Source organism: Okeania sp. SIO2F4, assembly GCF_010672385.1.
Classification (GTDB): Bacteria; Cyanobacteriota; Cyanobacteriia; order Cyanobacteriales; family Microcoleaceae; genus Trichodesmium.
Window position 1 is genome coordinate 1 of record NZ_JAAHGT010000580.1, and the last position, 6,182, is coordinate 6,182.

4 protein-coding genes are annotated in these 6,182 nt (G+C 39.0%); 2 read left to right on the forward strand and 2 right to left on the reverse strand.

What is annotated here, in order from left to right:
• Positions 1-614 precede the first annotated feature (614 nt).
• Both F6K22_RS27930 and F6K22_RS27935 read right to left on the reverse strand, forming a co-directional pair.
• Positions 615-1,127 (reverse strand): ferric uptake regulation protein, encoded by a 513-nt coding sequence (locus F6K22_RS27930; RefSeq protein WP_293105626.1) that lies wholly within the window; start codon positions 1,125-1,127, stop codon positions 615-617.
• Positions 1,128-2,371: 1,244 nt separating this feature from the next.
• Positions 2,372-3,151, reverse strand: a complete 780-nt coding sequence (locus tag F6K22_RS27935) for an MBL fold metallo-hydrolase (protein ID WP_293105629.1) — start codon at positions 3,149-3,151, stop codon at positions 2,372-2,374.
• Positions 3,152-4,147: 996 nt separating this feature from the next.
• Between F6K22_RS27935 and F6K22_RS27940 the strand changes: the two genes are divergently transcribed.
• Together F6K22_RS27940 and F6K22_RS42530 are read left to right on the forward strand one after the other, a co-directional pair.
• Complete coding sequence (locus tag F6K22_RS27940) at positions 4,148-4,756, forward strand: helix-turn-helix domain-containing protein (RefSeq protein WP_293105632.1); 609 nt, start codon at positions 4,148-4,150, stop codon at positions 4,754-4,756.
• Positions 4,757-5,604: 848 nt separating this feature from the next.
• Positions 5,605-5,799, forward strand: coding sequence for a transposase (locus F6K22_RS42530; protein ID WP_363274590.1), 195 nt, complete (start codon positions 5,605-5,607; stop codon positions 5,797-5,799).
• The last annotated feature ends 383 nt before the right edge of the window (positions 5,800-6,182 follow it).

The following is a 6,182-nucleotide window of genomic DNA, read 5'->3' on the forward strand; positions in this document are numbered from 1 at the left end:
TCCCCTTTGGCGGCGCTGTCTTGTCTGTGGAGCGCGCCTTTAGACCGGAAAGAGGCTCGAATCATTAGACAGGTACTTACATTGTTTCGCTTTTCGGCTGTCGCCGACATGAAACGCTTCGCAAGATGAAACGCGCAGATTCTCTGTAAAAAGGCAATAGAAACCCCTAATCAGTGATAGTTAGGAATTTCCCATTGTCACCCAAGGGCAACGTCGAGAGGATGTAAACTATTTCTATTTATCTAATTGAACTTCAATGAGATTGATATTGAACCATTCTACTGAACTTATCCAAACTTACCCAACCTTTAGTTAGGCTTGGGAGAGGAGCTTCCTGCTTCACTAAAAATCACGCTCCCGCAGTCTCTAACCTGATTCTCAAGAGCAGGCTTCAAATCGGCGGGAACTACACCTACTAATTCAATTATAACAGAAGCTTTGCCATTTACCACTAAAAATTTTGAAGAAGCGGTCGAGGGATGGCGAGGTCTCCTTGCCATATCCAATCGACCAAGAGAAAAGTAAGTTTGAGTATATTTAGGTAGAATTTTAGCTTCTGTCTTTACCCTAACTTTGAGATGAGGTAGGGGTATTTTTTGTTGAGCAAATTTGATTTATTCACTGTGTTCTGCATCCGCAAGCGCCCGTGGACAAGACCACTCAGCAGATACGAGGGAAGGCCATCCTTTTCTTAGAGCCTCATAACAAATTGTATGAATAGTTAACTGACAATCTAAAAGATGTAATCCCGATTTTTCAGCTTGCTTGAGACCAATTTTTAAAATAGAATCATTCTTAAATTCAATTGTTTTATTACATTGTACACACACAAGATGATGGTGATGATGAGGATAAGGCTGATTTATTTCATAATGTTTATGTCCTTCTGCTAGTTCCAGTTCTCGTAGGATTCCCATCCTTGCCATTAACTTTAAGGTTCTGTAAATGGTAGATAGACTAATTCTTTCACCCCTATTTTGTAGCATATTATAAAGGTCTTCGGCACTCAGATGATTGCCTTTGGGCAGATTTTGAAAGATGTGCAAAATTGTCTCCCGTTGGGGAGTCATTCGCCAACCTTTTTCATTTAGTTCTGCTTTAAATGAAGATGGTGTATAAAGAGCCACGGCATTTTATCAAAAATCTATAATTATTGATAATCATACACAATAATTAAATGATTGTCAACAAAAGATTTTTATTGATAATTAGGGGAGGATATTGTCTCTGTCAAAACCGCGATTTGTTCTGTGGCTATTGAAAAATCCAGCAGTGTAGCAATTGCCCACTCTCAGGAGTATGTCATTTCAGTTATCAGTAGGTGTGACTGGTTTGGCTTAAGTAGACCCTAGTTGTCTAGGTTCAGCCGGCCGTTTGACATCCTATCCGTGTTAGCGTTTCGCTGCGGGACATGAAAAGCCTAGCTCCTCCGTAGGAGGCAGCTCCTCTGTTTCGCTGCGCGACATGAAAAGCGCAGCTCCTCCGTAGGAGGCAAGAGGCAGGCACGGAGATTCCTGCTGAACCTTAACTCTTCGGTGGGTTGACGTTTCATCGGGTGCTGCTACCTTGACGGCAGTCTGACGCTTCCCTCCGTGTCAGTTTAATGTCTTGGACTGCCAGCCCGCGACTATCACACTCAGGACTTACGCAGAGGTAGTATATATAGAGTGCAAAAACTGTAGCGCTATAGTTTTTAACACTACATACATCGTCTCTGCGTAAGTCCTAACACTATAGCTTATCTTTCCTTAATCAATCAAAAAGTCGCCTTACCAGGGCAAACGCATCTTATTTTGAAGTTCTGACAGGGCAAGGGTGTCAAGCTTGTGAGTATTTATACTTATTAATTCTCTGAAGCTTAACGGCAGAAGGTTCTAGAATTTAGATGCGTTTGCCCTGGTCGCCCTACAAGGGCGAGGCGCATACCCCAATTTTTCACTAAAAGATTAACTCTGATACTCATGGAGGTTAAATTTCTTCCGACGCGGATACCTTCTGACTCCAACATCCCTGGATTCATAATTAGCAACTCTGTCTCTGAGTGCATGGGCGTAAAGCGAAGTAAGGGTAATGTTATCCCAATCCTTTGCCAGGGAAGTTGGCCATAGTTATCCTACAGAGAATCTAGTATTGAAGGTCATCAAACTAAACAGAAGAAAGGCATTGGCACTGCTGAACCCAAAAGTATACCTCATATAATTGCAACCAAATGGTACTGGTTAGTTTCGTATCTAGGCGTTGGTCAATGCGTAATGCTTTTGTCTCAAATATCTGTGAAAAAAATATAGTTGTACAGTTCATAAATATATAAGAGCATGACCTAATCACTAACCCCAAAAGGGAAGGCTATTAACCTTATTTTTTGGTCAAATTAATAAATTAATGGTCGTTGCTCTAATTGTATTTCAAAACTTTCTCCAGGCTGAGGCTCTATAACTTTTGTCGCCAGATTATTTTTAGCTAATAGAGATTTTGTTTCCTCAACACTTCCTTCAGCTTTGAGGAAAGATATGAGTAATCCTTGAAAATCTACATCACCTCCTGCTGCCGTAGGTAGCATGACTTGAGGTTGCAACCATTGAGCCACCTGTAAAGCACTTTCATTTCCTTTAATTATTGGCCCAACTAACGGCAAATTCAAATTGATAATTGGGGAGATGACAACATCTATAGGAGCAAATTCTTTGATTTCTTCAGAATGGTTCCCGTGGGGTTCATAGTATATTGTATTGTCAGTGCTTAAGTCTTTGAAAATGTAACCATTTTCTATTAACGTTGGGCCGACGAGTGAACCGGGAACTGCTCTAATTTCAACACTATTGTCAAAAGAGTAGGTATCACCATGACCAAGTCTGATTACCTGAGAGTAACCAAACTCTTGTGCTACTTTTGCCGCAGCGGGAGAAGCAATAACATGAATATTTTTGTCTAATTGTTTAAGTGTCTCTGGGTGAGCATGGTCTTCTAGTCCCTGAGACAATACAATGAGGTCTACATTTTCTGGAATGGCACGGGGAGTAAGGCGTTCCCCTTTAAACAACCAAGGTAGATTACTAAAAACCAGGGGGCCAACGAGCCAAGGATCTATGAGAAGTCGTTTGCCTCCAATTTCAATTAGCCAGGAATTACTATCTAACCAAGTTAGTTGCATAGTATTTATATAATTTACACCTCATCTTATCGTAACAATTCATTACCATCCATTTATGGATTGCCTGGACAGTTCTGCTGAAAGTTGATTTTTTTAAGTAAATATTAAGAGACTGAATTCCTTTAATTGACATCTCCAGGGGTTGAAACACCCTGGATTCTGTGGGAAATCCACCGCAAATGGGACGGGGCTTTTAAAGTGCGGAATTTACTTCCGCACGCAGCCCCTCATAAATCCACATTTGCTTCAAGCCTGAAGGGCAGACTTCTAAACTCCTCGGCGTAAATCAAAAATTTAGCTGTGGGCTTACTTTTTTTATAGCTTTCACGAGTGGTTTTACTCTGTAGGTGTTGGAGCAATCTTCTCGCTGTCCTAGCTGCCTGCTTGCTTTCAGCCGTCGTAGGAAATCAATTCCCCTTACAGGTGTCCACCGGAATTTCACCGCAAAGTGCACTCTTGTCATAGCGACAAACCTTGTTCCTTATTCCTCTAGTATAGCAGAATTTTACTCCGCTTTATTACCCGCGTGTCGTTATTCTGCCAGCCGTTAAAACGGGCGCTGCGTACTTCCTTCCGACGCTTTTTATGTTTACAAATCATATCATGTCCGGATAAGAGCGTGATAAAAAAACTTTCTCCTTTTCCTACTATTTCTTCTTGCTTGTTGCTTGTTGGTTCTTCTTTCTTCCCTCCTGACTCGGTCCTCCTGACTCCTCCGTCGTTTATTTATAAGTATTCAACCCGACATGATATCAACTCTTAATATAGGTTTTTTTTATCAATTAATTAAATAAAATTGATATCACTAGATCAAATAAATAATTATGCACGTTTGCAACTACCAGCAATCAAGGGGAAAACCAATTCCCAAGTAAATTTGCTCAACATTGAGATCAAAAACTGCATAAGTGCCAATAGTTCAGAAATACCCCTAGTTGTAAGAAATAGAAACTGGAAAAATAGCAACTGGAATTGCAAATACTTAATCAGAAACTTATGTTGTCTAATCAATTGAACTACAAAATCAAAACGACTCAATTCGGCCCAAACGGTAAGTACTTAACATCTTTTCAGCGCCAACACTTACAGGATAATTTGGATGATAATCTACCGTGGCAATATCGCCAGAGAATTGAAATTATCCTTCTAGCAGATGAAGGCAAAACCCAGAGAGAAATCTGTGAAGCTATAGGTTGTGCTCCAGGTACAGCTAGGCATTGGATACTAATAACTAAGTGTGGTCAAGCCCATAAATGGAAAGATCATCCCATAGGTCGTCCTCAAGAAGTTAACGAACAATATTTACAACGTTTGAAAGAGTTGGTAACTCATAGCCCCAAAGAATATGGTTATGTATTCCGGCGGTGGACTGCCAATTGGCTAGGAAAACATTTAGCGAGAGAATTTGGCATTGAGTTAAGCGATCGCCATATTAATCGACTGTTAAAACAGATGGGGCTATCCACTAAACGAAAACTACCTAAAATGGAGCAAACTATTGATCGAGATTGCAATGGCAAAAACATTACTATTCACGCTCTTAACTCAGAGCTAAATATTGATCCATGTTTGAGAACATTAATTTTCGACCCTTCTAAGAACTAACAATAAATATGTTGTACTTAGACATTTTCTAGGCTGTCAAATGTTTCAAAATTAGTCTAGACAAGTGAATTCATTATGTCTTAAGGTATCCACTTTCATAAAAAGAAATATAAAACTGTTGGAAAAGATTAGCAATAATCAACTGTGGCTGCCTAAAATATTCGCAGTCGTTTATTAAGAGTATTAGTTAACTACTCTCTACTTTTAATAAAATTAATTATTAAAAAAAAATGCTTATATCACAGCTTGTAGCCTCTCAAAAATCAATTTTTTGTAGTAGAAGTATCCTGCTTTGGTTGTGAGTTAGAGGCTCTTTATTCCTCAAATAGAATAGGAAAAATCAGGTTATGTATCAACTAAATTTACCAGAAAAAATGCAATCTAACACTGATAAAAAATTAGATCCTGACCTAGTTAAACTAGAAAAAAATTATCTTGATTATCCTACCTCCAATTAACAGCCAACGGCTGAATGTAGTTCAACTTTAACTAACTTAGTTAATATTCATTTTTCCGATCTTCAGCCATCTAACTAGCTATAAAATTAACATATATCTCAAATAAAAAAGCTAGGAACTACTTGTAAAAATACTATAGCGTTTCTCAGTAAGCGTAAGGTACACTTTTATCTTTCTTCCCTGTTGCCTGTTGCCTCTTGCCTTCTGAACTGTTGCCTCAACCAAACGAATTTTGTAGCTCAAGCTTTTTGGGAATTGCTATAATAATTACTGTTAGTAAGCCTAATAGTATAGCAGTCGAAGTAAAGGGCTGGGATATTACTAAATGCTGTTTGTGTTTTCGGCTCTCGTCAACCATACCCAAGTGGTCTGAGTGATTGAAAATGCGAAATACTCAAGCCTCTGCTACCTAAGCCAAAAGAGTTTGCTCATCCTATTAAAGTTGATTTCATAGAGATTCTCAATGGTGTATTTTATGTACAACGGACTGGATGTCAGTGGGAAATAATACCCCATTACTTGCCAACTGTATATAGGTATTTTCATAAATGGCAACGCCGTGGTATATCAGCGGTTTTCATATGAATAAACCACAATGAATAGAACCAACCCACGGCATCATCTTCAGTAATTTGAGCGATATAGCTGCCGCACTTGCTCCGCCAACGCTAAACTAATAACTCGATCCAATTGTTCACAAGTTCGAGCCTCATCACAACGGAGGAAATTTTTAAATTTTGACCAGCATAATTCGAGCTTGCGACAAATAGGCGCGAGTAAGCGGGTAAGAATATTAATGTAGCTCAACCGTGAGTTAATTAATTCTTCAATTCTTTGCCCTCCCGTGAATACTTAAATTATCCATTAATACAATTGCTTAAGCGCCAGAATTGAGGTACTAAAATTTGTTCAATATATACTTCAAATATTTTTTTATTTGTACTGCCAATTACTGTCATTGATGCCAA